Source organism: Brevibacillus sp. NRRL NRS-603 (genome assembly GCF_003013445.1).
GTDB classification, from domain to species: Bacteria; Bacillota; Bacilli; order Brevibacillales; family Brevibacillaceae; genus Brevibacillus; species Brevibacillus formosus.
The window spans coordinates 13136-38791 of the sequence record NZ_PXZN01000037.1; the positions used below are offsets into that span (position 1 = coordinate 13136).

The 25656-nt window shown below is 49.8% G+C and carries 21 protein-coding genes and 2 riboswitches; of the genes, 14 read left to right on the forward strand and 7 right to left on the reverse strand.

The window, feature by feature from the left end; translation table 11 throughout:
- Window positions 1-17: 17 nt before the first annotated feature.
- The 3 genes from C7R94_RS24090 to C7R94_RS24100 form a co-directional block, all read right to left on the reverse strand.
- The gene (locus tag C7R94_RS24090; RefSeq protein WP_106785255.1) at window positions 18-1346 is read right to left on the reverse strand and encodes a glutamate-5-semialdehyde dehydrogenase; all 1329 of its coding nucleotides are present in this window, start codon (window positions 1344-1346) and stop codon (window positions 18-20) included.
- A complete protein-coding gene (gene proB, locus C7R94_RS24095; RefSeq protein ID WP_106785256.1) occupies window positions 1324-2424 on the reverse strand; it encodes a glutamate 5-kinase in 1101 nt (366 codons plus the stop codon). Before proB ends, C7R94_RS24090 begins: the two co-directional genes overlap by 23 nt.
- A 350-nt stretch (window positions 2425-2774) precedes the next feature.
- A complete protein-coding gene (locus tag C7R94_RS24100; RefSeq protein ID WP_106785257.1) occupies window positions 2775-3392 on the reverse strand; it encodes a hypothetical protein in 618 nt (205 codons plus the stop codon).
- 152 nt (window positions 3393-3544) lie between these two features.
- Here C7R94_RS24100 and C7R94_RS24105 point away from each other — a divergent pair, with 152 nt between their 5' ends.
- From C7R94_RS24105 to C7R94_RS24140, 8 genes are all read left to right on the forward strand, one after another.
- Window positions 3545-3961 carry a glycosyltransferase family 2 protein gene (locus C7R94_RS24105; protein WP_106785258.1) on the forward strand — a complete coding sequence of 139 codons (417 nt, stop codon included), beginning with the start codon at window positions 3545-3547 and terminating at the stop codon, window positions 3959-3961.
- 447 nt (window positions 3962-4408) lie between these two features.
- A complete protein-coding gene (locus tag C7R94_RS24110; RefSeq protein ID WP_106785259.1) occupies window positions 4409-5530 on the forward strand; it encodes an S-layer homology domain-containing protein in 1122 nt (373 codons plus the stop codon).
- Between the two features lie 358 nt (window positions 5531-5888).
- The gene (locus tag C7R94_RS24115) at window positions 5889-8297 is read left to right on the forward strand and encodes a 3-hydroxyacyl-CoA dehydrogenase/enoyl-CoA hydratase family protein (protein ID WP_106785260.1); all 2409 of its coding nucleotides are present in this window, start codon (window positions 5889-5891) and stop codon (window positions 8295-8297) included.
- Window positions 8298-8315: 18 nt separating this feature from the next.
- Entirely contained in the window at window positions 8316-9494 is a 1179-nt protein-coding gene (locus C7R94_RS24120) for an acetyl-CoA C-acetyltransferase (RefSeq protein ID WP_106785261.1), read from the forward strand.
- Window positions 9495-9519: 25 nt separating this feature from the next.
- Complete coding sequence (locus C7R94_RS24125; protein WP_106785262.1) at window positions 9520-11298, forward strand: acyl-CoA dehydrogenase family protein; 1779 nt, start codon at window positions 9520-9522, stop codon at window positions 11296-11298.
- Between the two features lie 197 nt (window positions 11299-11495).
- Window positions 11496-13043, forward strand: a complete 1548-nt coding sequence (locus C7R94_RS24130; protein WP_106785263.1) for a spore germination protein — start codon at window positions 11496-11498, stop codon at window positions 13041-13043.
- Window positions 13040-14137: a GerAB/ArcD/ProY family transporter gene (locus C7R94_RS24135; RefSeq protein ID WP_106785264.1), complete on the forward strand. Its 1098-nt coding sequence runs from the start codon at window positions 13040-13042 to the stop codon at window positions 14135-14137. Before C7R94_RS24130 ends, C7R94_RS24135 begins: the two co-directional genes overlap by 4 nt.
- Complete coding sequence (locus C7R94_RS24140) at window positions 14134-15252, forward strand: Ger(x)C family spore germination protein (protein WP_106785265.1); 1119 nt, start codon at window positions 14134-14136, stop codon at window positions 15250-15252. The genes C7R94_RS24135 and C7R94_RS24140 overlap by 4 nt, the downstream gene beginning before the upstream one ends.
- A gap of 41 nt (window positions 15253-15293) precedes the next feature.
- On the opposite strand, the gene C7R94_RS24145 is transcribed toward C7R94_RS24140, so the two are convergent.
- The 4 genes from C7R94_RS24145 to C7R94_RS24160 are packed head-to-tail and all read right to left on the reverse strand — an operon-like array spanning window position 15294 to window position 18359.
- Window positions 15294-15806, reverse strand: coding sequence for a 1,2-dihydroxy-3-keto-5-methylthiopentene dioxygenase (locus tag C7R94_RS24145; protein WP_047073142.1), 513 nt, complete (start codon window positions 15804-15806; stop codon window positions 15294-15296).
- Window positions 15807-15819: 13 nt separating this feature from the next.
- A complete protein-coding gene (locus C7R94_RS24150) occupies window positions 15820-16476 on the reverse strand; it encodes a methylthioribulose 1-phosphate dehydratase (RefSeq protein WP_047073140.1) in 657 nt (218 codons plus the stop codon).
- Window positions 16477-16479: 3 nt separating this feature from the next.
- Window positions 16480-17148, reverse strand: a complete 669-nt coding sequence (locus tag C7R94_RS24155) for a 2-hydroxy-3-keto-5-methylthiopentenyl-1-phosphate phosphatase (protein WP_106785266.1) — start codon at window positions 17146-17148, stop codon at window positions 16480-16482.
- Window positions 17145-18359 (reverse strand): 2,3-diketo-5-methylthiopentyl-1-phosphate enolase, encoded by a 1215-nt coding sequence (locus tag C7R94_RS24160; RefSeq protein ID WP_106785267.1) that lies wholly within the window; start codon window positions 18357-18359, stop codon window positions 17145-17147. The genes C7R94_RS24155 and C7R94_RS24160 overlap by 4 nt, the downstream gene beginning before the upstream one ends.
- Before the next feature lie 86 nt (window positions 18360-18445).
- A riboswitch (SAM riboswitch) is annotated at window positions 18446-18623 on the reverse strand.
- Window positions 18624-18795: 172 nt separating this feature from the next.
- Here C7R94_RS24160 and C7R94_RS24165 point away from each other — a divergent pair.
- From C7R94_RS24165 to C7R94_RS24190, 6 genes are all read left to right on the forward strand, one after another.
- Window positions 18796-19272 (forward strand): sigma-70 family RNA polymerase sigma factor, encoded by a 477-nt coding sequence (locus tag C7R94_RS24165; RefSeq protein WP_106785268.1) that lies wholly within the window; start codon window positions 18796-18798, stop codon window positions 19270-19272.
- The gene (locus C7R94_RS24170) at window positions 19272-20444 is read left to right on the forward strand and encodes an anti-sigma factor (RefSeq protein ID WP_197245011.1); all 1173 of its coding nucleotides are present in this window, start codon (window positions 19272-19274) and stop codon (window positions 20442-20444) included. Before C7R94_RS24165 ends, C7R94_RS24170 begins: the two co-directional genes overlap by 1 nt.
- A gap of 96 nt (window positions 20445-20540) precedes the next feature.
- Window positions 20541-20686: riboswitch (SAM riboswitch) on the forward strand.
- Between the two features lie 135 nt (window positions 20687-20821).
- Entirely contained in the window at window positions 20822-22051 is a 1230-nt protein-coding gene (gene mtnK / locus C7R94_RS24175) for an S-methyl-5-thioribose kinase (protein WP_106785270.1), read from the forward strand.
- On the forward strand, window positions 22048-23088 hold the full coding sequence (mtnA, locus tag C7R94_RS24180) for an S-methyl-5-thioribose-1-phosphate isomerase (protein WP_106785271.1): 1041 nt from the start codon (window positions 22048-22050) through the stop codon (window positions 23086-23088). The genes mtnK and mtnA overlap by 4 nt, the downstream gene beginning before the upstream one ends.
- A 99-nt stretch (window positions 23089-23187) precedes the next feature.
- Window positions 23188-23763 carry a GNAT family N-acetyltransferase gene (locus C7R94_RS24185; protein ID WP_106785272.1) on the forward strand — a complete coding sequence of 192 codons (576 nt, stop codon included), beginning with the start codon at window positions 23188-23190 and terminating at the stop codon, window positions 23761-23763.
- A 136-nt stretch (window positions 23764-23899) separates the two neighbouring features.
- Complete coding sequence (locus C7R94_RS24190; protein WP_106785273.1) at window positions 23900-25642, forward strand: ABC transporter ATP-binding protein; 1743 nt, start codon at window positions 23900-23902, stop codon at window positions 25640-25642.
- Window positions 25643-25656: the final 14 nt, after the last annotated feature.

The window sequence follows — 25656 nt, forward strand, 5'->3', positions numbered from 1 at the left end:
ATTCCCCTCCCTTTGGACTATCGGATTTGGCCGTTTCCGCGTACGACATACTTGTATGAAGTGAGCGCTGGCAAGCCCATCGGCCCACGAGCGTGGAGCTTTTGCGTGCTGATACCGATCTCGGCACCGAAGCCGAATTCTCCACCATCGGTAAAGCGGGTAGAGGCGTTGTGATAAACCGCTGTTGCATCGATCGCAGTCAAAAACTGACGGGCTGCGATTTCATCTGCCGTTACGATTGCCTCGGAATGGCCGGAAGTATGCGCTGTAATATGTTCAATGGCCTCGCTCAGGCTATCGACAGTGCGAACGGCCAGAATCAGCGAAGAGTATTCCGTGTCCCAGTCTTCTGATGTTGCATGGTGTAGTTGAGCAGCGAGGTCGGAATGCAGTTCTAACGTACGCTCACAAGCCCGGAGCTCAACACCCTTCGCCAGTAGCTTTTGAAGCAAGGCACGTTGATTTTCCTGTGGCCAACTGCGGTGCATGAGTAGTGTTTCGGCAGCATTGCATACGGCAGGCCGACTCGTTTTGGCATTCATCACGATGCTTTCAGCCATGTCATAGTGAGCGGCTTCATCCACATAAATGTGGCAATTTCCGACGCCTGTTTCGAGTACAGGAACGCTTGCGATTTGCAGAACCCGCTGGATCAATCCTGCGCCACCCCGAGGGATGATGACATCAACGAGACCATTGGCGGTGCACAAGTAATCGACAGAAGCATGTTCGGCAAAAGGCAAGTACTGTACCGCTTCCGCGTCAAGTCCGGTCGCAGCGAGCGCTTGACGAATGCTAGTCACCAACGCAAGGTTGCTGTGAACAGCGCTGTGGCTGCCGCGCAAGACGATCGCATTGCCCGTTTTGATCGCGATAGCTGCTGCGTCAACAGTGACGTTCGGTCTGGCTTCGTACACCATTCCAATGACGCCGAGAGGGACGCGGATTTGTTCGATGAAAAGTCCGTTTGGCCGTGTCCACGAGTTGATTCGTTCCCCAACCGGATCATCGAGGGATACCAGCTTGGTCAGGCTATCCACGAGCTGTGCCATTCGCTCCGGCGTCAACAGGAGACGATCCAGATAGGAGGCAGGCTGACCGTCTGCTTCCGCGCTGGCAATGTCCTTGGCGTTTTCGGAGAGAATGACAGTCTGATCAGCTAACAGCTGGTGGCCGATTGCGACGAGCACCTCGTCTTTTTCTTTGCGAGAGAGTATGGCCATTTTTCGTGAAGCCTGTTTGGCCAGGCTTATTTGTGCGTGCACTTTTTCCTTCAAGCCTTCCATGGTTTCTCCAACTCCTTTTTTATCTACATGGATTCGTTTAGATGACAGGCGTCCATTCATCTCGATGTATAACAGTACCGCTGTGTCGCGTTACGTTATCAGGGGAAAGAAAATCACTGAGCTGTGCTGAAGTAAATCTGCTGATACCGCGACCGATCAACGTACCCTCACAGTAAACCTCGATAACCTCACCTTGCTCGAACATGCCGGATACATCGCGGACACCTGCCAAGAGCAAGCTTTTGCTGTTCTCCAAAATCGCTTCCGCTGCACCGCTATCTACCGTGATTTTTCCGCGGGTAGGGGAGTGAAGCGCAATCCACTGCTTGCGTGTGGGAACGCCGTTCGTTGCAGGCGCTTCTGGACGGTAGTTGACGTAGGTGCCATTCCCGCTGCCAGTAAGGACATCCAGCAAATCAGTGGTATTTGTCAATTTTCCGATAAAGCTCGGAATTCCTAATGATTGAGCCGTTTTTGCTGCAATCAGCTTGGAGCGCATACCGCCTGTTCCCAGCTGGGAAGCTCCGCCTGCAAGTGCCTCGATTTCGTCTGTCACACATTCGAGCCAGCCCATGTGTTTGGCATCAGCATGATAACGCGGGTCTTTGTCGTACAAGCCGTTCGTATCAGTCAGGATCGTGTACAAATCGGCATGGATGAGACCAGCGACGAGTGCGCCAAGCATATCATTGTCTCCGAAGGTCAATTCCGCTACGGATACCGTGTCGTTTTCATTGATGATTGGCAAAATGTTTTTATCCAAAAGCAGTGACAACGTGGAGAATGCGTGCTGATACCGTTCCTTGTGTGAAAAGTCACCGCGTGTCAGCAAGATTTGCGCCACGCTGAAGTTATGGGCGCCGAACATTTGCGTATAGGTTTGCATCAACAGGCTTTGCCCGATGGCCGCCGCTGCCTGCTTGGCTGCCAAGGATCGCGGTCGCTGCTGATAGCCGAGACTTTGATAACCGCTGGCGACAGCTCCCGAGGAGACTAAGACAACCTGATGACCCGCTTCACGCAATTGGCTGATAGCCGAGACGAGCAGCGACATTTTCGCCGGGTCAACACCGCCTGTTGCTGCTGCAATCGAACTGCTCCCCACCTTTACTACCAAACGCAACTTACCCTTTTTCATGCGTAAAACCCCCTTCTTGCATACAAAAAAGCCCTCTCGTCTCTTTGATAAGGACGAAAGGGCTTGATAACCTCACGCGGTACCACCTTATTTGACGTTTTGGACTGAAGGCATACTTCAGCCAAGAAACGCCCGGCTCTCTTTCTTTGATAACAGGTGAAAGAAACCTGTCCAGGTCTTCCCTGGATGCTCTGGGGTGGGTTCAAACCGATTCAAGGACGAAATCTCTCAGCCGATGGATTTCGCTCTCTGGACCTGAAGGGCGGTTTTACTATTCCCCGTCATTGCCGCTCACTATGTGCTTATTAATTCACTATTATTCGCTGGGTCTGCCAGAAATGTCAAGAGGATTATTGAAATTGTTCATTCCCATAAGCGCCCAACCGTGATTTGATTTCGAACCGTTTAGTCTTTTGATCGCGCACGAGTCGGTAGCGCAGCGTGCGGTCAGAAGCAAAGGAGGAATCGGTTACATCTTCCACGGTCACACTGAGTTCTCCATTGTTTTTTTGAACAGTTGTGTTTCGTACCGAGATCAAAGTCGGATAATCGACGCGTGGGATTGCTACGTATACCTTATCCTTCACCAACTTGATTGTCATGTTGTCGTACATGGCTTCTGCCAGCGGACGGCTCCAAAAACGACCGAAGTACCCGGTTATCTTGTCTTTACTGTCGAAGCGCTTAGGCAATTCACGAAAGACGAGACCATCCTCGATCACAGATTTGCCCTTCGCATTGTCCGCAGCAGCGTAATAGACATTTTCCAGCTGATGCTCGGCTTGCTTCAAAAAGAGGACGACATCCATTTTGTTATCGCCGAGCTTTTGGATGGCAGACTGCTTGGCAGGCTTACTCTGTGTTTTGGCCTTGGTTTTGGCCTGCTCCTGCTTTACTTGCGTCATGCATCCTGTGACGAGCAAAGAGAGAGCGAGAATTAACATCCAATTTTTCCAGTTAACTTTCATGGCGCACCTCACTTGAGAGCAATCGTTTAAAGATAGCGTGTGTGTCAAAAAAGACAAATAGCCCAGTAAATATATGGATAGGGGTTGTCTGACTCTCGGATTATGTCTATCATGGAGAGAGTTGGACAGATCGAACGATTGAGGTGGAATATATGTTTGGGTTTGGCAAAAAGGCAAAAAAACCGGACGGTATTGATGTGTTGATTATCAAAACCGAGGAAGCGAAAAATCGCAACTTTTATCAAGTTGCTTTTCCGAGTGTGGTAGCAAATGATATTTTGTCCATGCTGCAAAAATTGGAGAAATCAAAAATGAACAAGCAAGAGTTCCTGGGGGAAATTGGCGGCTTCCGTATCGTCACCCACTTGGAAGCCTTGACTGGTTTTGAAGTTTTGGATGATGCGGATACGGAGGCACATCCGGTACAGATTCAAGATTTTGCCAACATGCTTCTGCGTCGTTTGGAAGCGTTGGAGGAAAGTGGAAAGTTTGACGAAAACGAAGATTTAGCATTCATGATGGGCGAATTGACAATGCTGCGTGATGGCAGCTTTGTACCACAAAACTAATCATGAGAGCCGTTGGGATAACCGATGGCTCTTTTTCTAATTCCGCTGGTCTTAGGCCTTATGGCAGGAGGCCTAGTCGTCCTCGCCAGTTTTTCGCTGGGACATTCTTGTTAGGAATCGCTCTTGGGATTATCGTCCTGTTCACTCTCATTAACATTTTCATATACCGGCTGCTTGCGACCAAGGGACCAGGCTGGTTAGAGCAGATTGAAGGATAGTCAGCGTAAAGAAAAAAAGGATATAATTGGGCCGCTCATACAAAGTGCGGCTCTTTTTCATTTCTTCTGAAAAAGTATAACGAAGTTCCGGTTTCCTCCCGATACAAGAAAGAGAGAGATCAGACCCAGGAAAATAGACCAATATGGCAGGAATGGATGCTACTGGGGACGAATTCCAAATAAAGGGAGTAAGGAAACGATCATGAAAAGAAAGGAGTTATTGTAAGTCATGGTAAAGCGTTTTGCTATCGTTTTTCTCTTGGCACTGCTAGTGGTGCAAAGCGTTTTTTCAGGGAGTGCGAATGCGGCTGCGTCTGGCATGTACACGGATATACAGGGACATTGGGCAAGTGAGCAGATCGACAAAATGGCGGATTTGGGCATCGTAAAGAGAAAGGGATATCAGCCTTTTTACCCAAACAAGCCGATTACTCGAGGCGAAGCTCTGGTTATGCTGAATCGCGTATTTGAGACGGTATACGGACAGATAGAGAAGCCAGAACGCAAGCCAAACCTGGATCATCGCTATCTACTCCGGGGGGAAGTAGATCAACTGCTGAGCAATTTAAAGACCATGATGAAAATCGAAACGGACGATCTGGGCAAGTTTGATCCAGGAGACCGGATGCTGTACTATCTATATTTGGCTGAAACCGGGCACTTGATGAAAAAACAAGAAAAGGAAAATCCGGACTGGTGGATGTCCAGTGCCGGGATGCAATGGCCATTGACGAGAGAAGAGGCCAGCTTGATCTTGTTTCATATGATGGCACCACAAAAATTCCGTACGGCCAATATTAAACCACAGGATACAGTCTCTTTCTTTAACAGCTATTATGAATGGAAGCGCGACCGATTCTATCGGGATACATATTCACCATACCCACTGGCGATCCGGGAATTCAATCTGTTTCTCACAGATAAGACCTTTTCTCCGAACAAGATCCTGACGCGTGCGGAATACATCGTTGTGATGGATCGACTGATTGATTATTACCGGATGGATGTAGCTTCGCAGTTCCGAGGTTCACCTGCGAATCAGAAGCATATCGCGCAGGTGTATTTACGAGCGGCGAATTTGGCGTACGAAACCAAAAACCAGAAGCAGCTGTCTGCGCTCTTTACAGACGATGCGATAAAAAGCATGGCAAAGCTGGAGCAAGTGCCTACGTACAACGGACCGGTACAAATATCGGTCAAGGCAGACGAAAACAATGCGAAAGCTCTCTGGGTGATTGCTCATTATAAAGACCCGAAAAACGGCGACTTCCAGATTGAATACCGATTGGAAGAAGACGCGTCCAACACTTACGGACGCAAGATCACGACGCTAATTTACTCGGAAAAGTAGCATGGAAAAGAGGACACTGGACTACAGAGTGCCTCTTTTCTATTCTTTCGTGAAGTGACGATTGCAACTGACAGAATTTTCGATTACAATAAAAACTGAACGGTGATTCAGTTGGTGGGAGCGTAGCATCTCCGGGCGTGCAAGACAGCCAAAGCGTGGGATGTCATTTTTTAACCCACATACTGAATGAGCATTCATTCAACGTGAGACATGTGCTGATGTACACAGGAATATCTATGGAGAAAGTAGAAGTTTTAAAAATGCACTTCTAGTCTGAATATTAGGTATTCACTGTGCGCGGCCATTCTTTTGACCATGAATATGCCATGACTAGGTTTTTAAAAAGGAGGATTTGGAGATGGAACGCAAAATTCGCAAGGCGGCAGTTCTCGGTTCAGGCGTCATGGGCGCCGGGATCGCAGCACATCTAGCCAACGTCGGTATTCCCACTTATTTACTGGACATCGTGCCGCGTGAATTGACAGAAGATGAGAGTAAAAGAGGACTTTCTTTGTCTGATAGCGTGGTGAAAAACCGGATAGCACAAGCGGGCCGTGACCGACTTTTGAAGGAGAAGCCGGCGCCGCTCTACGATAAAAAGAACATCGAACTAATTACAGTTGGTAACTTCGAGGACCATCTGGCTTGCTTGAGTGAGGTCGATTGGATTATTGAGGTGGTTGTCGAGAACATCGAGGTGAAGAAAAGCGTCTTTGCTATGGTAGAAGCGCATCGCAAGCCAGGAACCATCGTGTCTTCCAATACGTCTGGCGTTTCGATCAACGAAATGGCAGATGGACGCTCTGATGACTTCCGCAAGCATTTCCTCGGCACGCACTTTTTTAACCCACCGCGTTACTTGAAACTGTTGGAGCTGATCCCAGGTCTTGATACAGACCCCCAAGTCATCTCTTTCATGAAGCATTTTGGTGAGCATGTGCTCGGAAAAGGAATGGTTGTTTGCAAGGATACACCTAACTTCATCGCCAATCGCATCGGTACATATGGATTGCAGGTGTCGATCCACGAAATGGTGCGACTGGGGCTTGGGGTAGATGAGGTAGATGCGTTGACAGGACCGGTCATTGGCCGTCCGAAGAGCGCGACGTTCCGCACACTCGATGTTGTCGGATTGGATACGTACGTGCATGTGGCGGGTAACGTCAGGAACAAAAGCACGGATGAGCAGGAGCGTTCGGTTTTTGAAGTGCCGGAGTTCGTTCTGCAAATGGTGGAGAAAAAATGGATCGGGCAAAAAGCTGGTCAAGGCTTTTTCAAGCAGGTGAAGACGGAGAAAGGCAAAGAGATTTTGGTACTGTCGGTTGACACGCTGGAATACCGTCCAAGTGTGAGGCCGAAGTTCCCTTCCCTCGAAACAGCCAAAACAGCCAAGACTTTGCCTGAGAAGTTGAGAGCGCTCGCATACGGCAAGGACAAGGGCAGTGAGTTTGTCTGGAGTGTCTTCAAAAAGGTACTGTTGTACTCTGCGGAAAAGGCTTATGAGATCGCTGACGATATCGTCTCTGTTGACCAAGCCATGAAGTGGGGCTTCGGCTGGGAGATGGGGCCATTCGAAACATGGGATGCCATCGGTCTCGAAAAGTCAGTGGCAAGAATGCGTGAAGAAAACGAGAAGATTCCGGCACTCGTCGAGGAACTGCTCGCGAGTGGGAAAACCTCCTTTTACAAAAAAGAGCAAGGGAAGCGCAGCGTATTTTCCATCGGAGGCGCATATAAGGACATCGAAGAGAGCAAGGAAAACATCAACTTGGCAGCCCTTAAGGAACAAGGCAAGCTGATCAAGAAAAATGCGGGTGCTGCCTTGATTGATTTGGGCGATGGAGTCGCATGTCTGGAATTCACCTCCCCGCACAATGCACTCGGAATGGATGTCTTGCACATGGCAAGTCAGGCCGCAGAGGAAGTGCAGAAGAACTTCGCCGGTCTGGTCATCGGTAATCAAGGCAAAAACTTCTGCGTCGGGATGAATCTCGCAATGGCATTGATGGAAGCACAGGATGAGAACTGGCTGGAGCTCGACATGCTCGTCACCAATTTCCACAAAACCGCACGGGCACTGCGCTACATGCATCGTCCTGTCGTGGCAGCACCGTTCGGCATGACACTTGGCGGCGGTGTCGAGGTGGTCTATCTCGCGGATCGCGTACAGGTATCGGCAGAGACGTACCTCGGACTGGTAGAGGTGGGAGTAGGTCTTCTGCCAGGTGGCGGAGGAACGAAGGAGATGCTGTTCCGAGCAATGGAAAACGTTCCAGAGGGAGGCAGCGTGCCAGTTGATCCGTTCCCGTTCGTGGCGAAAGCGTTTGAAGCCATTGCTATGGCAAAGGTATCTACGAGTGGTCAGGAAGCCATCAATTTGGGGTACCTGCGGCCAACTGACCGCATCAGCGTGAATGCTGATCATTTGTTATACGATGCCAAGCAGCTGGTGCTTTCAATGGATAAAGAGGGATACACGCCGCCAGCGCCACGTAAAATTCGCGTGATCGGCGAAACGGGTTATGCGAACCTACGCCAAAATATTTATGCCATGAAGAAGAGTGGATATATTTCCGAGCATGATGAGCTGATCGCAAGCAAAGTTGCCTATGTCATGTCCGGTGGTAACGTGCCAGCGGGTACAGAAGTGACAGAGAGCTACATTTTGGAGCTGGAAAAGCAAGCGTTCCTCGAACTGATCAAGACACCGAAAAGCCAGCAACGGATGCAGCACATGCTGACCAAAAACAAGCCTTTGCGTAACTAGGGAGAGGGAGGGATAACGATGAGAGAAGCAGTTATTGTCGCGGGCGCCCGCACCGCTATCGGTAAATCGAAAAAAGGAAGTCTCAAGGATTTTCACCCAGTTGATATGGGAGCCGCAGTTGTAAGCGACCTGTTGCGCCGCGTGCCACAGCTCGATCCGGCTGATATCGAGGATATCATCATGGGGACGGCTGTACCGGAAGCTGAGCAAGGCATGAATATGGCTCGCTTAATCGGACTGCGTGCTGGATTGCCGACAAATGTATCGGGAATCACGATCAATCGCTTTTGCTCCTCTGGTTTGCAAACGATTGCTTACGCTGCTCAGCAGATCATGGTCGGCAGCTCCGATGTGGTTGTCGCTGGCGGGGTGGAGAGCATGAGTCTGGTGCCGATGCTCGGTCACAAAATCGCACTCAATCCGACTCTCGTAGAAACGAAGCCAGAAGCGTATATGAGCATGGGCCATACGGCTGAAGAAGTGGCGAAGAGAAACAAGATTTCCCGTGAGGATCAGGACGCGTTTGCACTTCGCAGCCATCAGCGTGCGACGGCTGCGATTGCCGCGGGGAAATTTCAGGATGAAATCGTACCTTTGACAGTCAAGCAGCATTTTGTGGATGACGCTGGCAAGGTTCACGTTCAGGAACGTGTTTTTGACACGGATGAAGGAGCGCGTCCAGACACGACGATGGAGGCACTCGCCAAGCTCAGACCGGTCTTTCATGTGCAAGGCAGCGTAACGGCAGGAAACTCCTCGCAAACGAGTGACGGTGCGGCAGCCGTTATCGTGATGTCTGCCGAAAAAGCAGCCGAGCTGGGTATCGAGCCGATTGCCAAGTTCCGTTCTTTTACAGTTGGCGGCGTAGATCCTGATGTCATGGGGATTGGTCCAGTGGTTGCGATTCCAAAAGCATTGAAGCTGGCGGGAATCAGCTTGGAGGATGTCGATCTGTTTGAGTTAAACGAAGCGTTCGCTTCTCAATCGATTGCCGTCATTCGCGAGCTGGGTCTCGATCCTGAAAAGGTCAATGTAAATGGTGGGGCAATCGCATTAGGGCATCCACTCGGTTGCAGTGGTGCCAAGCTGACCGTCCAGCTATTGAACGAAATGAAGCGCAGAGGCGGCAAATACGGAGTCGTTACGATGTGTATCGGCGGGGGAATGGGAGCCGCTGGCGTTTTTGAAATGATCTAAATTTAAAATAAGGAGAGGGATAGTAATGGCAGAAACAAAAGATTTGATCCGCGGTGGAAGCTTTTTGATCGATGCAGGTTCAGCTGATGATGTATTCGTGCCAGAAGAGTACACCGAAGAGCAAAAGATGATTGCCAAGACGACAGAGGATTTCGTCAATAATGAAGTTCGTCCTCATCTGGAAGAGCTTGAAAACCATCAATTTGATATTTCGGTTCGTCTGTTGAAGGAAGCAGGGGAGCTCGGTCTGTTGGCTGGTGACGTTCCGGAGAAATATGAGGGACTGGGGCTGGATAAAGTCAGCACCGCACTCGTCACAGAGAAGTTCTCGCTGGCTCGAGGCTTTGCACTCAGCTATGGCGCTCATGTCGGTATCGGGTCACTGCCGATCGTATACTTTGGAAACGAGGAGCAAAAACAGCGTTACCTGCCTGATTTGGCGTCTGGAAAACGAATTGCTGCTTACTGCCTGACAGAGCCAGGCTCGGGCTCAGATGCACTGGGAGCGAAAACGACAGCGACGCTCTCCGCAGATGGCACGCACTATATTCTCAACGGAGAGAAGCAATGGATCACAAACGCTGGCTTTGCTGATGTGTTTATCGTATACGCGAAAATTGACGGCGAGAAATTTACTGCCTTTATCGTGGAGCGCACATTCCCAGGTGTTTCGTTTGGACCGGAAGAGAAGAAGATGGGGATCAAATGCTCCTCGACGCGCACGGTCATTTTGCAAGATGTACCTGTGCCGGTAGCCAATCTGCTCGGTGAACCTGGAAGAGGTCACGTGATCGCGTTCAACATTTTGAACGTTGGTCGTTACAAGCTCGCGGTGGGTGCAGTCGGCTCCTCGAAAAAAGCGGTGGAACTCGCGACGAACTACGCAAAAGAACGCAAGCAGTTCAAAACGCCAATTGCCAACTTTACTTTAATCAAAAACAAATTGGCGAACATGGCAGTGAAAACGTATGCGGCAGAAAGCTCCGTCTATCGGACAGTGGGTCTGTTCGATACAGCGCTGACTCGCTTGGGTGAAAAAGCGGATGATGGCGCCGAGGTTGCGAAGGCGATTGCGGATTATGCGATCGAATGCTCGATCAATAAAGTATTTGCTACTGAGGTTTTGGATTACTGCGTGGATGAAGGCGTGCAAATCCACGGCGGATACGGCTTTATGTCCGAGTATGAGATCGAGAACATGTACCGTGACTCACGGATTAACCGCATTTTCGAAGGAACGAACGAAATCAACCGCATGCTCATCCCGGATACGCTCGTGAAAAAGGCGATGAAAGGCGAACTGCCGCTCATGCAAGCAGCAAGCAGTCTGCAAGCAGATCTGATGAGCTATTATCCAGAAGAGATTGAAGATGCACCTTTGGCAATGGAGAAGCATCTGATCAACATCACGCGCAAAATCATTTTGATGGTGGCAGGATCTGCGTTGATGAAATACCAGCAGGAAATGTCCAAAGAACAGGAACTCTTGGCATTTGCGGCTGACATGCTGATCGAGCTGTATGCTATGGACAGCATCGTGAAGCGGACAGAGAAAGCAATGGCGGCAAATGGCATCGAAGCCGAGCAGCAAAAGCTGGAAATGACCGCTGTCTATGTGCATGAGGCATTCGATCGTATCGAAGGCTGGGCGAAAGAAGCATTGGCGGCGATGGAAGAGGGCGACGAGCTTCGTCTGCGCCTCTCGATCCTCAAAAAGCTGACTCGCCGCACGCCGATCAACACGGTGGCACTCAAACGTTCGATTGCAGATCGCGTGATCGAAGCGGGAGCATATGTGGTGTAGTTCCAAATAGAAGACGAAAAAAGGAGCAAAGCTCAACGCTTTGCTCCTTTTGCATTTCACGCACTTGTTTCGCCTTCGAAATCCCGCCATCGTGAATCGTCACTTTGACGGCAGTCTGTGCCAAGTTGCATGCATATTTTTGGAAGCTCTCACGAACGCTAACAGAACATACTTCGCAAAGGGCGGGAGTGTACGAAATGGCGATGAGAGGGTGGCTGAGAAGAAAAAAGACATCGGTCAAAGACAGGATTAGCCACTCGGGTGCGCCTATCCATGTTCGTGAGATCAGTGAGCGATTAGACGATAATATTGCTGAGCTGAATGCGATCTTTACGCTGACGCCTGATTTGGTGATACGGACATTTGACAGCCGACATGCGGGTGGCAAGGTCACACTCGTCTATCTCACCGGATTGGTTGACAAAAACTCCATAAACAATAATGTGCTTCGTCCCCTTTTGTCTCATAGAGAAGGAGAAAGCTCCAGTATTTTTGACGTGTTATCCGTTGGAAAGGTGACCGTTGTATACGACTTTCAGACCGTAGAGAACGATATCTTGAAAGGCAGCAGTGTTCTATTTATCGAGGGACGAAAAGAAGCCCTCGTGGTCGAGACAAATGGATGGCCGCAGAGGGCTCTTGAAGACCCGCAGCTGGAGGCTTCACTGAAGGGAGCTCATCAAGGCTTTGTCGAAACCGACTCCCAAAACATCGCCTTGATTCGCCGATATATTCCTAACCGCGAGCTGAAAATCAAAGAGATTTGGATCGGAGAACGAGGGGATACGAAGCTCTCCATTATGTTTTTGGCCGATGTCGTCAATCCAGAGGTGCTGCAGGAGCTGGAAGATCGGCTTGAACGAATCAAGGTTGATTCGATCCTTAATACAGGAGAGCTGGAGGAGTATATCGAGGATAATCCATACTCCCCTTTTCCACAATTCATCACAACGGAAAGACCTGATACGACCGCCTCTCATTTGCTCCAAGGGAAGATTGCCGTTATCGTTGATCGATCACCAAGTGTAATGATTGCTCCCGTTTCTTTTGCTTCCTTTTTCCAAAATGTAGATGATTACAGCATTCGCTGGCCTGTTGCTTCTTTTATTCGCTTGCTTCGATACCTGGCTTTTATCGTGGCCACTTTTTTGCCCGCGATCTATATTGCGTTGATTTCATTCAATTATGAGGTCATCCCTCTCGATTTGATCCTGTCGATAGGAGAGTCGCGTGAAAAAGTGCCATTCCCTCCTTTGCTGGAAGCTCTGCTCATGGAGCTCACACTGGAAATGCTGCGGGAATCTGGTATTCGCTTGCCTGCTCCAATTGGACAAACAGTCGGTATCGTTGGCGGTATCGTCATCGGTCAAGCTGTCGTCCAAGCCGGAATCGTAAGTAACATTATGGTGATTGTCGTGGCTTTTACCGCTATAGCTTCCTTTATCATCCCGAATTACGATATGTCTTCCGCTGTTAGACTCATCCGTTTTGCCATGATGGTCTTGGCGGCGATGTTTGGGATCGTCGGGATTGTAGTGGGGCTTATGGCCCTGATTGGTCACTTGATTTCGTTGCAATCCCTTGGAGTTCCCTATGGAAGCCCTCTAGCTCCTGTACGCTTCTCAGATTGGAAAGACTTGTTTGTTCGCTTGCCTCTGTGGAAGATGCTTGATCGCCCCAAGGGAGCCAGGACGGCCCAGGCTAAGCGGCAAGGGGACAATAAGCCAGAGGGGGATGCGAAATGAAAAAGTACGCGTATTACGAGTTATCCGTCCTCCAATACATCCTTCTCATTCACGGGACGCAGGTCGGGATCGGTGTCTTGACAATACCGAGAGAATTAGCGGAACAGGCAGGGACAGACGGATGGATATCCCTGTTTATTGGATGGGCAGCAGCTGTTCTCGTAAGCCTCGTTACTACGAATATAATGAAGCGTTACCCGGATAAGACGATCATCGATATATTCCACCTGCTGTTAGGCAAGTATTTGGGAAAAGTGGCGACGATATTGATGGTCGTGTATTTTGCAATTGCATCGACCGTCCTCATTGCCAATACCACTGCGATTATTAATGTATGGATATTGTCACAGACACCTGCATACATCATTGTTGCCCTATTTGCGATTCCCGCCTATATCGTCGTACAGGGGGGACTGCGTGTGATTGGGAGGTATTCTGAGCTGGTATTCTATCTCACTCTTTGGATGCCGCTTGTCCTCGCTACCGCTTTAAAGGATGCACATTGGTTGCACTTTTTGCCTCTGATAAAAGAGGGATGGATGCCGATAGTGACAGCCAGCAAGACTACGGTTTTGTCCTTTCTTGGATTTGAAATGGCGTATTTTATTTACCCCTTTCTTCAGAAAAAGCAATACGCATCAGTCGGCATTGTTGTGGCAAACACACTGACCTTGCTCGTTTATTTGTACATTACAGTCATTTGCTTTGCTTTTTTCTGCCCGGATGAGATCGTTGAATATGTATGGCCTACGCTGAACTTGTGGAAGGTGATCGAATACCGCTTTCTGGAGCGCATCGATATTATTTTCCTCGCGTTTTATTTGTTCATTTTATCGACTACGGCATTGCCCTACCTGTATTTCACCGTTTTTTCCACAAGCCAGTTATTTAATAGCCGGGATCATCGAAAGCATTTATGGGTGCTCCTCACGCTAATAACGGTAACGGCTTGGGTGTATACCCCTTCTTTTATTGACCTGAAAAAAATGACGCAGATCTGGAGTTATGCTGGACTGATATTTGCTTACTTACTTCCACTATTGGCTTGGGGGCCTATTTGGTTGTCAAAACGAGCTGGGGGGAAAGAAGCATGAAGCGGTTTACGCAGATCATTTTGTCGTTCGTTTTGATCGTGATGCTAACCGGGTGTACCGATCGATTGAATCTCGAGGATGCGACCCTTTCTCTTATGGTCGGACTTGATTTGAATGAAAAAAACGAACTCCTCGTTTATATGACAAGCCCAGTGTTCAGCAGGGAAGCCAAAGAAAAAACAGAGGAATACGGCCTTCGGGCATCAAGCATGCGAGAGTCGAGAATGGGCTTTGATGAGATCGTAACGGCTCTGACTGTATCAGGCAAAATCCAGTTGATTGTGCTGGGAAAGCGTTTATTGCAGCACCCGGATTGGTTTCGGTTATTGGATGTCGTTTTTCGTGATGCGAAGTTCACTGTCAATGCACGAATGGTCATGCTTGATGGTTCTTTGAACGAGCTGTTTGAATACAAGCCAAAGGACAAACCTCGTCTTGCTCTGCATCTGACGAAGCTCATTGATACAGCCAATCAAAGAAATCTGACCGTAAAAACCAGAGCGCAGGAATTTCATCGGCATATGTTTGAAAAAGGCATGACGCCCCATATATCGGAATTGAAGAAGACGAAACATGCGGTGAGAGTAATGGGAACCGCACTGTTAACGAAAAAAGGGGTTTATGCCGGATTGATCGAGCCGCGGGATACGATTCTCTTGCAGATGCTTCTTCATGGAAAACAGGGGGAAATATCCATCACTCTCCCGGTTAAGGGGCCAACCGATCAGAATCCCATTATAAAGGACAGAGTCAGCTTTTTCGTAAAAGGCGTCAAGAAAAAAGTGAAGACGACCTATCGAGACGGTACATTCCATTTCGATGTTCAGTTGAAATTGCGCGTGTCGATATCAGAGAGACTGTTTCCTTTCAACATGGAAAAGGACTATAAAAAGCTGGAACAGATGATCGCCGAGCAATTCCACAAGGATTACGCCCAGCTAATCAAAAAATGCCAGGAAGCCAAGGTGGACCCGTTTGGTTTTGGCCTTTATGCGCGCGCCTATGAATACGAGGAATGGAAAAAAGTTCAAGATGACTGGCCGTCAGCCTTTGCAAAAGCAACGGTTCAACTTAAGCCAGAAGTGTCTATTAAAGGAAATGGAGTCGTGAAATAAGAAAACACCCTGGCATCCGAACGTGACCAGGGTGTTGACGATTAATAGATCGCTTCCCAGCCTGCAGGGGTGACGAACAGGCGAATCGCCTTGATTTTGCGGTCGTCCATCAGGGTGAAGTAGTGGCGGTAGTTCGGTGGTACGGAGATCAGATCGCCTGGCTCCAGCTCGACGTCGAAGTAGCGACCGTCTTTGCCCTTGATAGCAAAAATACCGTGACCATCGACGCAGAAGCGGCACTCATCGTCGGTGTGGTGATGCTCGCCCTTGAATTTCACCAGCAGCTCGTCGAGGTTAGGTGTTTTGTCAGAAAGGACGATAATGTCCGCTGTCAAGTAACCGCGACGTTTGCTGATCGCATCGATTTCTGGCTTAAAGGTGTCGAGAATCTCTTGTTTTTCCTCGTCTGTCGGGCTGTAGTTATCACGGTGCTTTGGATCAAGGCGATCCACGCCCCATTTTTCGTAAATGATCTCTTGCGTATCCAGGAAGGAGACAACTTCCTCGGGTGCTGAGATGTACTCATTGTTGTCGTGAAAACGAATTTGTGCCATCGTTTATTCCTCCTTAATTGGTGGTTGTAGTGGACACGACTGCTTGGCGCAATTGCAGCCAGCGGGCGTGATACTCGAATAGGAATTCAAAAGCTTCCAGATGGCGCTTGGCCTCGAAGTCATTGCCGCCCCACGTGTAGATACCGTGGTTACGGATGAGTACGCCGGGAACTTCTGGTGTGATTACTTTTTCAATGGCGGCAGCCAAGGTCGGAATATCGGCAAAGTTCTCAACAATCGGAACAGTAATGCGCGCGTTTTCTTCCCAGATTCCAAGTCCCTTGATTAGCTCTTGTCCTTGGATGGAGAAAGCGCGTTGTCCAAAGTAGAGCTCGGAAATGAGGTTGTTCCAAACAGTATGGACGTGGAAGCAAGCCCCAGCCTTCGGGAACGTTTTGTAGACGACGGCGTGGATGAGCGTTTCCGCGGACGGCTTGAGAGCAGTTTCATCCACTGGACGCGAGTCTTGATCCACGACCAGATAATCTTCGGGGGACAGCTTGGTTTTGTCTTTGCCGCTTGCCGTTACAGCAAATTGCAAGGGATCGTTTTGTATTTTAATGGACAGATTGCCACTGGTGCCGGGAAACCAGTCCCGGCGGGCAAATGTCAGCTTGGCGTCATCCAGACGGCGAAAGGCATCCAGACGTTGTTCGAGTGTTGCGGTCATGATTTAGACAACCTCCTGTTGGACTTGCTGTAAAATGCGAATCACGTCGTGGAATGTGGCGAACTTGCTATGCGGCAATTGCAGCTCTTCCGCCTTGTCAGCGAGGAAGGAACGGGCAATCACATAGTCAGCGATTTTGGCTCCAGCTAAATCAGTGATGGAGTCGCCGATGACGATGCGGAAATGGGTTGCTGGATCGTAACGGCGGATGATGGTCGTCTTACACATGCCGCAGCCGTTCGTGCAATGTTCATCGCAAGCGTTGGGCCACGTAATGGTGATGCGCTCTCCGCTGAAATCACTGCCATTGCAGTAGATCGGTACATCGGTAAGATCGAATGGTGCAAGGATAGGCTCCAAGAAAAAGTCGATGCCGCCACTCGTTATTAACAGCTCGATGCCTTGTTCGCGGCAATAACTCACGAATTCAGCAAATCCCGGGCGAATGGTCGCTTCCTGGACGATAAAATCGATAATGTCCTGACGCAAGGAGGAGGGCAAGAGCTGAAACAGCTTGCCGACCCCTTCCTGCACGCTTATTTTTTGCGAAAGGATTTGCTCCGTCAAGGCTTCCCACTCAGGGGGAGCAAACTTGCGGACAATCGCTACAATGTTGTCTTTTTCAGTAATCGTTCCGTCGAAATCGCAGAACAGGACGAGCTTCTTACTCATCGTGCGCCACCCCACTTTTCTAGGGCAATCGCTAATTCTTGTGATTCCGCTGCAGCCTCTTCCAGTGTTCGGCCTGCGGTGACAGCCTCAATCGCGGCAACGAATGCTCTCGCACCTGCGGTTGCTCCACCCGGATGACCGTGGATTCCGCCTCCTGCATTGACGATTTGATCCAGACCGAAGTCTTTATAAAGCTGTGGAATCAGCCCCGGGTGAATACCGGCAGACGGAACCGGGAAGGAACGTCGCACACCATTCAGTGGGTCGGTCAAATGCTTGGCGAGCTGCAACGCTTCTGTTTTGTCCAGGGCGACATTGCCGTATGGAGATGGGAAGAGCACCAAATCTGCCCCAGCTACACGCATCAACGTACCGAGTAGAAGCGGGGGGGCGATGCCATAGTCAGGTGATGGATAGTAAGCGCCTGCCAATGCTGGATGCGCCATGATCGGTACGTGCACATCAGGATCGGCTGCCAAACGGTGCAGGGCATCGAAGCCAAAGGCCAGTACGTTGAACAAGAGGCAGTCAGCACCAGCATCTACCGCACGCTTCGCTTTTTCGTTCAGCTCATGCACAGGTCCAGTCAGGTTAGCTGCATAGAGGACGGGCTTGCCTGTTTCGGCCTCGGTCTCCTGGGCGATCTGCTTGAATGCTTTGATCCGTTCGATGAAAGGAGCGCGGTCATCTGCAAAGAAGATTTCGTCATCTTTCACGAGATCGACTCCGCCCAAGGCTTGTGCTCGGAATTGCGTCTTCAGATCGTCGAAAGGAAGACCCAGGCACGATTTGAAAATGCTCATCAAGAGCGGACGGTTATGTGCCCCTAAACGTTCGCGCAGACCATCAATGCCGAACTTCGGTCCAGGAAAAGCCTGGAGGAATGAGTCAGGGAGTACGATGTCGACGAGCTTGATTTTGCCATCCATTGATAGTTTCCCGAATATTCCGGTCAACAAGGATGGAATGTCCGCTGTAAAATTGCGAGTCGGATAGCTGACGGTAATTAGACCGCGTGTTTCTCCATTTTCCAGTGTCGCAAGCGGTGTCGCGCTCACAGCTTCCCCGAGATACGGCGCTAGCTCAGCTTGCTTGGCAAGCGGCAGGTCCGTCCAGGAACCGACTGTCATGCCGACAGCAATGGCTTGGGCCTTCATGTTCAAGTCTTTTGCTTGTGTGAGATAGGTGACGAGGATACGTTGTTCACTCATGGTACGCCTAATCCTCCTTGATTTAAATAAAAAAGCCTCCCCATTGAGCGGGGAGGCGGTTGTCGACTATGAAAGCGTCTCGTCTCCTCTCATCTCTCGGGTCAGTAGCCGAGATGAGCCAAAGCTGCTCGATCTCGACTCTTATCCGTTGGAATTAGCACCGTTTCGCTATCCAAGGTACGCAATGATGAGCGTACGATTCATGGTATAGCGCCGGTTGCCGGGCATCATAGGGCCAGTCCCTCAGCCAGCTCGCGATAAGAGTTATTCGTTTCCCCCATGATATGACGTTCATTGTCAGGAGTCAATCTTTGTTTTTGCAGAGAATGTGCAGCAGGTTATTAGGAAAATGAGACGAAGATGAAACTTTTTGGCAATTTCTTCGTGGTAAGGGCTGAAAGGGTGTGAACGGCTTGGGAAAGTAGGTCTGGAGGATGTGTACCAGCTGCACGTAAACGATATTTACCGCTATCTTTTCCGGCTGACACGAGATGAGAGGCTGGCAGAGGATTTGACACAGGAAACCTTTTGTCGCGCCTTCTCTTCCTTGGACGACTACCGTGGGGAAAAAGTTCGGCCCTGGCTGTTCAAGGTAGCCTATCACGCTTTCGTGGACGGCTATCGCAAGAAGACGAAACAACGATTTGCGTTTGTGGAAGCCTTGCCAGAGCGACCTGATCATTCGGCGGTTGATCCGGCAGAGCATGTCGTGAACAAGGAACTGTGGGAAGTGGCCCACGACTATTTGGAGAAGCTTCCAGAAAAGCAGAGACAGGTCATTTTGTTGTCTGCCATGCAGTTTTCTTACGCGGAAATGGCAGAGGTACTCGGGATCGAGTTGGCAGACGTCAAGCGTTCCCTATTTCGTGGACGACAAAAGATGCGAAAGTTGTGGAGGGAGGAAAGCCAGTGATGAACAAGGATGAGAATCATCGCGAGCAAAGGCTGCTTGCTTATTTGCGTGGGGAAATGGCGGAAGAAGATTCAAAACAATTCGAGGAAGAAATAGCTGCTGACGAGGAATACGCACAGCGGTTGGAAAGGCTTTTGTTGGGGGAAGAAATGGAAGTGAATCCAGATGCACTTTCGGATGAAAAGCAGCGTGCTATTGTTCGCCGGGGAAAATGGAAAAATCGCTTGTTCAACTCGGCTTTTACCATCTCGATTTTCTTTCTGATCGGGGTCTTACTTCTCCTTGTGAATGGATGGATGGGGACGCTGGTGCATGAAGATTTGTTTCGGAGCGCCAAAAACATGGTGAATTTTACACAACCCGGTGTGAGTGTAGGCAGCAGCAGTTCACAGGTGGGATTACTCAACGGAACGATCAGCATGGAGCTACGCGAGAGGGTTGGGGCGGAAGCAAAAAACGCAGGCCGTTTCGAGAGTACAAATATGCTGTGGCTGGTAAACGCCAAGCCGCAATGGACGAATGGGGTCAGGGAGCAAAAGCTATATTTCCGTTATCCGACAGTACAAGAGGGAGCCGAGGAGGACACATTGTACCTCAGGTCCCCTGCATGGACAACGATGGAAAAGCTGCCTGAGGGCACCGTTTCTCAGCTTGCGATTTCCTTTGATCGCTTCTTGACCTACGAACAATACTATGAGCTGGTTTCAAGGCATGTTAGCTCTGCCAGCCAAGATACGATATGGTTCGCAATCGACACGGGTGTCGAGGAAAAAACAAGGAAGGGCGAGGAAGCAAGCCGGTTATTAGGAGCCGGAGAAGTATGGGGGTTCGCCGAAAGGGAACTGGACTATGGAGGAGCTATTCGTGTCAACGGGGAAGGGGACAGGCGGATGGCGACGTTTATGAACGAAATGAAGTACCTGTCCGAGAACGAAGGCTTGGCTCGAGATATTGGCAGATCTTTGCTATCAGGTAGTAATCCACAGATATCCGAACGCTATAGCTACATGCAAGAAAAAGGAGTGCGCATTTACGGCGCCGTCCTCACCGGACCTACGAAAGAACTGCTGAAGCTCAAGGCCGAAAAGTCGATAACAGCAGCGTTTTTAGGCAAAGTAGACTGGTGGAATTGGGATAACCCTTCGGCATCGGGAGCTCATTATACCTACTAATTGCAAGGTGCGAATTTTTGCACAAAAGGGTGTTGACATCGTGGAAGCGTAGGTTGTATGATTCAAACTAAATCAAAAACCGAATACGTTTTGGATACCTTATCCAGAGAAGGTGGAGGGACTGGCCCGATGATACCCGGCAACCGACATGACGCCATTCAGACGTGAGGAAGCGACTGATTGACAGGCGACATGCACGGTGCTAATTCCTGCAGAAACAAAAGTGGTCTGGAAGATAAGGGGGACATCAACACGGTTCTTACACGTGACGACAGCGACCTCTTTTCTTCGGGAAAAGAGGTCTTTTTATTGCTCCAGGTACTCAAACAAAACAAGTAGAGATAGAGGAAAAATACGTAGAGGGGAGTTTTGGGATCATGGCATACCGCGCATTGACTGAACAGGAAGCAGTGGAGTACGTAAAAGGAATACCGGGTCTTTTTAGCGAAGGAGCAGAGCTGACCAGCCGCGAAATCGGGGATGGCAACCTTAACCTCGTTTTTGACATTCAGGAGCCGGCAACCGGTAAGAGCGTTATTGTCAAGCAAGCACTGCCTTTTGCCCGCGTCGTGGGAGAATCTTGGCCGCTTACGACTGATCGGGCCCGCATCGAGAGCGAGGCACTCCGCATTCAGCACAAATACGTTCCGGATCTGGTGCCACAGGTGTATCATTTCGACGGGGAGCTTGCGTTGACTGTCATGGAAAACGTCGGAGACCATATCATCATGCGCAAAGGTCTGATCGAAGGAAAGCGGTACCCGCTATTCGCGAAGCAAATTGGTCGTTTTCTCGCGCAAACCTTGTTCTTCACATCCGATCTGGGCGCGCATCCGTATGATAAAAAAGCGCTAGTCGGAACATTCATAAATCCAGAATTATGCAAAATAACAGAAGATCTCGTCTTTACTGATCCGTATGAAAATGCGCCTACCAACGACTTCAACCCGTTGATTCGCCGCGAAGTTGAGGCGATCTGGAACAACAGGCCGCTGAAGCTGGAAATCGCCAAGCTGAAATACGATTTCCTTACGCGCTCGGAAGCGCTGCTGCATGGTGACTTGCATACCGGAAGTATTTTCATCACGGAAAACAGCCTGAAAGCAATTGATCCGGAGTTCGCTTACTATGGCCCAATCGGTTTTGACATCGGGGCGGTCATTGCCAATCTGCTGCTCAATTACGCAGGACAGCACGGTTTGCAAAAAGATCAAGGAGAACGGGAAGCGTACCGCGAATACTTATTGGAAACGGTTGAGGATGTCTGGAATGAATTCGTTTCACAATTCGTTCAACTCTGGCACAAGCACGCCAAAGAGCGCAGCGCCCATGTCGAAGGACTGTGGCAAAGCTACGTGAAGCGCTTGATTCAGGATACAGCAGGCTATGCCGGATGCAAAATCTTGCGCCGTGTCATCGGTTTGGCAGGCGTAGCAGACCTGAATGCCATTGAAGACGATCAGACTCGCGCAGAAGCAGAGCGTCTGGCTCTCTCGATTGGAGAAGCGCTGATTCTTGGTCGCGGCGGCATAGACGAATCGACAGATATCACGGACATCGTACGCACAGTAACTGAACGCTACTACCAGGAGGCTACAACAGTATGACAACCAGCACCCAATTGGCACCTGTTAAGTGGGAGAATGACGCATTGGTCTTGCTTGACCAGACGCGTCTGCCAGTAGAAACAATCTATTTGAACTTGACCACCTCCGAGCAAGTATGGGGTTCCATCCGGCGCTTGGAAGTGCGCGGCGCACCAGCGATTGGCATGGCGGCGGCTTACGGGCTCTACCTGGGCATTCGTGGCAGTGAAGCGAGTAACTACGACGAGTTTTGGCAGGAACTGAACCAGCAGGCAGACTACCTGGGCTCCTCCCGTCCGACAGCCGTGAATCTGTTCTGGGCGTTGGATCGCATCAAGGCTCGTGTTGAAAAAGAAAGCGGTGCGTCGATTGTCGAGTTGAAGGCGGCAGTGCTCGATGAAGCACTGGCAATTCAAAAGGAAGACGCTGAAGTATGCCGGACCATCGGAGAGCATCTGCTCACTCTGTTGCATGACGGTATGGGAATTCTCACGCACTGTAATCCAGGGGCGTTGGCTACAGCAGCGTACGGTACGGCTACCGCTCCGTTTTATTTGGCAAAGGAACGCGGCTGGAACCTAAAGGTGTACGCGGATGAAACCCGTCCTGTCCTGCAAGGCGCTCGTCTTACTGCATTCGAATTGCAGCAAGCAGGGATTGATGTGACGCTGATTTGCGACAACATGGCGGCGATGGTCATGTCCCAAGGAAAAGTAGAGGCTGTCATTGTAGGTACGGACCGCGTAGCAGCGAATGGTGATGTCGCCAACAAAATCGGTACGTATGGGGTAGCGGTATTGGCAAAAGCTCACGGCATTCCTTTTTACGTGGCAGCCCCACTGTCCTCCGTCGATCTGGAGACACCGACAGGCGCAGATATTCCGATTGAAGAACGTCCAGCCGAGGAAATTACCCATGGCTTGGGCAAACAGGTAGCTCCGGATGATATCAAGGTGTACAATCCTGCGTTCGATGTAACGCCTGCGAAGTACATTACAGCGATCGTCACGGAGACAGGCATTTTCAAGCCGGAAGAGATCGGCAATAGCAAAAAATAAAAGAACTTTTTATAAGCGTTCGCCCTGTTGTTGCTGGCGGGCGCTTTTTGCTCATTTTGGTGTTTTCAAGTAAAATATCCAAGAAAAGGGGAGATACGTATGCAAACGATTCAACGGATAGCAATCAATGAAGATACGTACTTGAAGCAATTAGAATTAGCCGATGCTGAGGAGTTATTTTTGCTTACGGATTCGAACCGGGAGAATCTTATGAAATGGCTGCCGTGGCTGAATTTTACGAAGAAGGTAGAGGATTCTCGTCAATTCATTCAAGCGACGATCCATCAGTACAACGATAATCGCGGAATCAACTATGGCATTTGGTACCAAGGACGTCTGGCTGGCACAGTCGGCGTACATACGGTGGATTGGATCAACAAAAAGACGTCCATTGGCTATTGGCTGGGTGCGCAATTTCAGGGCAAGGGCCTGATGACAGAAGCAGTGGCGACCTACTTGGACGTATTGATCTTCGGGTCATGGGATTTGGAAAAAGTAACAATTCAAGCTGCTACGGAAAACTATAAAAGCAGATCGATCCCGGAACGATTAGGGTTTCAACTGGAAGGGATACTGCGCCGGAATGAATTCCTTTACGATCATTACGTGGATCATGCCACTTACAGCCTGTTAAAAGAGGAATGGCTTGGCTGGAAAACCGATAAAAAATCTTAGATTGAACTGTATGCTTCGATTGACAATGAAAATTCTGTAAATTACGATAGTGAAGACAGATCAAAAGGGCTGCGTGTGATTCGCAAGCCCTTTTTTAGTCGTGCTGTTAGGCTTGAAAAAAATAGAGGTGAAATACATGCAGACACTTCGGCAATTATCTTGGTTTTTCCGTGCTTATTGGAAACGGTACGTTATTGGAATCGCTGTGCTGTTTATCATCGATGTCCTCATGCTTTGGCCGCCGAAATTAATTGGGGACACGGTGGATTCGATTCGCAACAGTTCCCTGACGGACGCTGATTTGACGCAAACAGTGGTCATCTTGCTCGTATTGGGTGTTAGCTTGTATGGATTGCGGTTTCTCTGGCGGTACTTGTTAAATGGAGGAGCCTTGATTCTCGAGAGGACGTTGCGCGAGCGACTGTTTGCCCATTTGACGCGAATGACCCCGTCGTTTTTTCATCGCAAACGCAGTGGCGATCTGATGGCCGTCGCTACCAACGACATTCCTGCTATTGAACAAACGGCGAGTACAGGGGTGCTTACGCTTGTCGATGCGTTGTTCATGACCTTGTTAACGCTAGGTGTCATGGTGACAGCGATTGATTGGAAGCTGACGCTGGCTGCACTGATCCCGATGCCGTTTTTGGCTTGGTCAACGGCGTACTATGGAAGGTTGCTGCATGAGCGCTTTTACTTGGCGCAGGAAGCCTTTGGAGAGATGAATGATCATGTTCAACAATCCGTATCGGGCGTTCGGGTATTGAGAGCATTTGTTCAGGAAAAGGCCGATATCGAGGCATATCGCCGGGTCAGTGAAAAAACGCTGGAGCGAAATGTGAGCGTTTCGCGGATCGACGCCCTGTTCGAGCCGACGATCGCGATTATTATTGGCTTCAGCTTTTTGATCGGACTTGGCTATGGCACGTATTTGGTGTTCACGAGCGCCATCTCCTTAGGGGATTTGGTTGCGTTCAATTTATACTTGGGACTTTTAATTTGGCCGATGTTCGCCTTTGGTTGGTTGGTCAATGTGTTGCAGCGCGGTGGCGCATCCCACAAGCGTTTTACGGAGCTAATGGTGGAGCAGCCAGATGTGACGGAGGCAGCGAATCCGGTCACGAGTCAAATCGCCAATACCGTAGAAGCACGTCATTTTTCCTTTACGTATCCGGGCACTGACAAGCCAGCTCTCACCGACATCTCGTTTCGTTTGGGCGAAGGAGAGACGCTTGGGATTGTCGGACGGACAGGAAGCGGCAAGTCGACGTTGTGCCGTGCCTTATTGCATCAATATCAGATGAAGGAACAAGCTCTGTTTATCGGGGGCATCCCGATCGAAGGACTCGCTTTTGATACGCTGCGGGGAAAAATCGGCTACGTGCCTCAGGAGCATTTACTGTTCTCACGGACGATTGCTGAAAATGTTACATTCGGGAAACCACAAGCGACGACTGAGGAAGCGATGCGTGCGTTGGAGCTTGCGGAGATGAAGAGAGATCTTGCCCAATTCAGAGATGGATTGCAAACCATGGTTGGAGAGAAGGGGGTCACCCTCTCCGGGGGGCAAAAACAGCGAATTTCCATTGCGCGCGCTCTTTTGATGGATGCGGGTATCCTGATTCTCGACGATTCTTTATCGGCTGTGGACGCGCGGACGGAGGAGAGCATCATTCGTCATCTTCGACAGGCGCGCGCGGATAAAACGACCATTATTACAGCTCATCGACTGTCTGCCGTACAGCACGCACAGCTGATTCTCGTGCTGGATGAGGGGCAGATCGTCGAGCAGGGGACACATGACGAGCTGATGCAGCGCAACGGCTGGTATGCAGAGCAGTACCGTCGTCAGCAAATGGAACAGGCTGTGGCTGGTTGAAAGGAGGAAAGCGT